The sequence below is a fragment of the Halalkalibacter alkalisediminis genome, assembly GCF_028610705.1.
Lineage (GTDB): Bacteria > Bacillota > Bacilli > Bacillales > Bacillaceae_D > Halalkalibacter > Halalkalibacter alkalisediminis.
Window position 1 is genome coordinate 1 of record NZ_JAQQWT010000082.1, and the last position, 4,110, is coordinate 4,110.

Annotated in this window: 5 protein-coding genes; all 5 read right to left on the reverse strand. The window is 31.0% G+C overall.

The annotated features are described in order from the left end of the window. Positions 1 to 437 precede the first annotated feature (437 nt). The 5 genes from PQ474_RS25625 to PQ474_RS25645 all read right to left on the reverse strand — a co-directional run bounded on the left by PQ474_RS25625 (position 438) and on the right by PQ474_RS25645 (position 3,936). Positions 438 to 1,391, reverse strand: coding sequence for a DUF4367 domain-containing protein (locus PQ474_RS25625; protein ID WP_273848408.1), 954 nt, complete (start codon positions 1,389 to 1,391; stop codon positions 438 to 440). A 98-nt stretch (positions 1,392 to 1,489) separates the two neighbouring features. After that, positions 1,490 to 1,759, reverse strand: coding sequence for a hypothetical protein (locus tag PQ474_RS25630; protein WP_273848409.1), 270 nt, complete (start codon positions 1,757 to 1,759; stop codon positions 1,490 to 1,492). A gap of 613 nt (positions 1,760 to 2,372) precedes the next feature. Continuing rightward, on the reverse strand, positions 2,373 to 2,765 hold the full coding sequence (locus tag PQ474_RS25635; protein WP_273848410.1) for a permease: 393 nt from the start codon (positions 2,763 to 2,765) through the stop codon (positions 2,373 to 2,375). Positions 2,766 to 3,081: 316 nt separating this feature from the next. Beyond that, positions 3,082 to 3,270: a hypothetical protein gene (locus PQ474_RS25640; RefSeq protein WP_273848411.1), complete on the reverse strand. Its 189-nt coding sequence runs from the start codon at positions 3,268 to 3,270 to the stop codon at positions 3,082 to 3,084. A gap of 522 nt (positions 3,271 to 3,792) precedes the next feature. Next, entirely contained in the window at positions 3,793 to 3,936 is a 144-nt protein-coding gene (locus tag PQ474_RS25645) for a hypothetical protein (protein WP_273848412.1), read from the reverse strand. Positions 3,937 to 4,110 lie beyond the last annotated feature (174 nt).

Below are 4,110 nucleotides of genomic sequence, written 5' to 3' on the forward strand. Positions count from 1 at the left end.
TACTAGTAAGTTTTCATTGAATGTTAGCTTTAGCCGTCCTATCAAGCTTTAGCTTGACTTTCAGCCTTTAGGCTGATAATTTTTGCAAACAATTAGGGAGCTGTATATATTGATCTTTTTATTTAGATTTGACGAAGAAATCGCAAGAGAGACATGTATCCAGACTTAGAAGAAATGCTGAGACCCCTTTCCTTTCCACTTGTACCGTATTGGAACACTACAGAATAGATCTCATTTTCAGTTATTCTACCTTTTCGGGAAATCAAGACTAAAACACCCAATAAGGGGTAGCGTCAGGAAAATGCGGATTTACAACGTTAAGAAAATTACAACATAGAAAAATCGGTTCCTTACAATGTTTAGGAACCGATTTTTTGATTTTGGCTTGTTAAGCTAACGCCCCCGTTTGTTTAAGTACATTTCTTCACAATCTCATTTCACTTAAAAGATTTAGCAATTTTAAAAAGGTCATCCTCATCCAAAATTGAATTTTCATAAACATCGGTACTTAGTGAGTAATAAATCTCATTTTCATTCCACATTAGCGTCACGTCCATATATTCATAATCACCAATAATTGCTGAACGTCCTATATAACCTTTATTGTCGTTTATCGAAATCTCTTTTAGTTTGTCATGGCGTTCTAACAGTTCCTTTTTCATGTTTTTATCCGTAACTGTCAAAATCAAAGGTGTATCCCAGTCAAATTCTTTCTTATTACCTGAATAACTAATAGTGATTATTATTTCATTGCGGTCTTGATATATTTGTGCGTTATTAAAATAAACTCCATCAGGTAAATTAGAAGGTAATTTAAGACCTAAAGGGGAATTTTCTAGAACTTCCTCGATATTGTAAAATTCCTCAGAACTATGGTTACTATAATCACCTGTAATTGTTAAATTGAAGCTGAAAACAGCTAAAATTATAACAAATAAAGTAATTAGCCTTTTGGTATTAGGTTTTAATTCTTTATTCAATGTAGCCTTATATATAATCATTGTGTTATAAAAAACAAATGCAGTAGTAATCCCGAAAATAAGACTAAATGTTAAAATGGAAAGAAAAAAGATATTTCCTAAATTCAGAACTATTCCATATATGAAAAATGAAATAAACCCTACAAAACAGTAGATGATGAGTTTAAATAAGTACCCGTGAATATTGTAATATTGAATTAGCTTCTCGATTAACAAGCTTAATGGAACCCAAGCTAAAATGAAATATGGGAATGTACCTGCAAATAGATGTGGGAAAATATAAAAAGCGAACCAAATATCTGTATTCAAATTTATTATTTGAGTTAACAATACCTGGAATATGGCATAAAAAAATGAGGAAATTAAAGCAATAGAAATTAATGTTAATATTATCTTGATTTTATCTCCCATCGTTACATCACACCTTTACAAATTAAAGTCCTTCTTTTTAGGGTGTCACAGCAGCGACTGCCCTTGTTGAGCAATCGAACCGTTAACGTAAATAAAAGTTATTTATTTAATTGCTTATCCAGTAATAACTTAAAAGCCTTTTGAGCATTTGGGTTATTTACCATCCTCTTAGTTAGAAACCTACTTTGTAGAAACTTTCTTACCCGCCTATTCTCCAAAAATAAACGATGATACTTTTCGTCATTGTATATTTCAATAAACCATTTCTGCTTTTTTAATTCTTCTATATGCTTGTCTATCTTCCTTGTATCTAAGGAAGTATCTTGTCCGATACTTCCAAGCAGACCAGCAATAATTTCAAAAATCATATAAGAAGTCCCCTTCAAGAGAAATAATCATTAGTATAACTTTCCAAAAAAGTTGAAACAAATGTAATAATTCTTCCTCCATTATTCTGCCGTTAGTGGAACAAGCAGCTATTGGTCTTAAACTCTTGCTCCCGTTACTTCAATAACTTTCGTAGCTGAAATATAGAATTATTGAAGAAATATTACTTAATTTGATTTTGCTATCAATTTTTTAATCGAACTTGCTGGAAAAAATATCACAAAAACAATTAAACCAATATATAGAGGGTATTTTAAAACATCATTAGTCGTTATCCCTAATAAATTAGGAACACCAAGCATTATTAATATAACTCCAATTATGAACAGAGTGAATTTGATTATTTTCCACATATAAATACCCCTATCTTCTAAACTTTCCTAAAACTAATATGATTTTTAATTCTTCTTCCACAATACTGCGTCGTTACTTTAAGTACAGTCCTTCACAATCTCTAATTATTTTAACATAAATATCCAATTTAACTGCCAAGTGTTATTCAATTATCTGGCCCTTTTCATGAAGAAAGACGCTTTCCTTATTTCAGAAAAGCCCCCGTTTGTTGAAGAACATTTATTTACTATAATGGATAATTTAAAATTTCTTTAATTGGATTTCATGTATTTTTGCATTAATTACAAGTGAAATAAAAAGAGTAATCACAATTAATGAAATTAATATGCTTATCGTTTCAGGTATTGATAACGTAATAAAATCAACAACTAATCCTATGGATAAAAATATCAAGAAAACAAAAATGGCTATAATCCTGTAAAAAACAGCTTTTTTTCTAATTAATTTTGCATGTTTTTTATCCTTAAAATGAGGGTGAAGATAATACATACAAAAAGAAATAGTTGTTATAGCAATCGCTGAATAAGTTTGATACAGGAGTGCGCTGGTTTCTATTATTGCTCCTATAATTAAAACTAACGAAAAAATAGCCATTATGATACCAACAATAAGATAAATAATTCGGTTACTCAATCTCTCACTCTCCTGCTTCGTTAGTAAAATAGCGTTGCTGCTGTTGTAGAAACGCCAACCGTTTGTTCAAGGTAATAACTACTGATTCTTGTTTTTAAAAGTTGCCGATAGTATACGGATAATAACTACACCAACAACACCACTGACGAGCCCTTGCCATTTTAATTCTTGATAAAAAGGTAACTTGCAATGTTTGTTCCAATAAAGTAACCAATACCTAAATAATTCCTTTCTTCATTGAAGTCACTCCCCTTTAGTGACACAACAGCAACGACAGCTTCTTCCAGATACGCCTCCATTACTTTAAGAATAAACTCTATATACTTCCTGCTTTCCCTCTTCTCAAATACTTAAATAATCCTGCCAATCCGATTACAATTAAAACTGTCATTGAAATACCGTAGAAGATAGATTTAAATGTATAACTAAGCGATTCCATACTGCTTACCATCGCAGAACCTAAAATACTCGAAAATACAATTACTAATAATAATTTATTTTTCATTCAATTCTTCTCCCTTCATCATATAATTGAAATCCATCGTTACACATACAAGCTACAATTTCATTAACCTGCCTCGTTAGCAACAAGGCAAGCGATGCCTTGTTAAAGCATCGCCTCCGTTACTTTCATAAGACCAAACCACATAATTAACTAATTTGTATCTTTATCAGAATAAAACTGACCAAATATAATAAACAGCTAATACCGAATAAAGCAAAAATTCCAGGTGTAAAAGCAAAATAAACACTATATGGTAATGACCATATAAATGCAATTAACAGTTCAAAATCTTTATATTGAATAGAGGCTTTAACAGCTAATAAAGCTGGAAGGAGCAACATAAAAAATGAAATTAGTATTGTACCTATTCCAGCAGAAGAATACGGATTAAAGAAAATAAATACCAACCAAAGTATGATACTTGCTAAACCAGCTATAACTCCTAAAACGCTTGATAACTTTTTAATTCTCCTCACCCCTTTTATTTTGTTAAACTGCTTCTATAGTTAAAGAAGCAAGAGGTTACTTCATTAACCAAAAAATAAATATTATCACTAATATAAAGACAAGGCAGCCATCCTTTGTAGGACTTCCGTAAAATGCTCTATTCCACCCATCATCAGTGTCAATTTTACTTACATAATCATCTTTGTCGCGCTTAGACATCGAATCCCTCCCCTTAAATTAACTGACAAATTTTTATCACTTACGATTAAAGGACAAATTTCTTTCAAATAAATGTGAATTTTTTTCATCTAGCCTCCTCCGTTAGAATTCCTGTAGTGCGTTAATTTCAACTTTGAAAAAATTAGAGCCCCTCAGTAAGATATGAGTATAGAC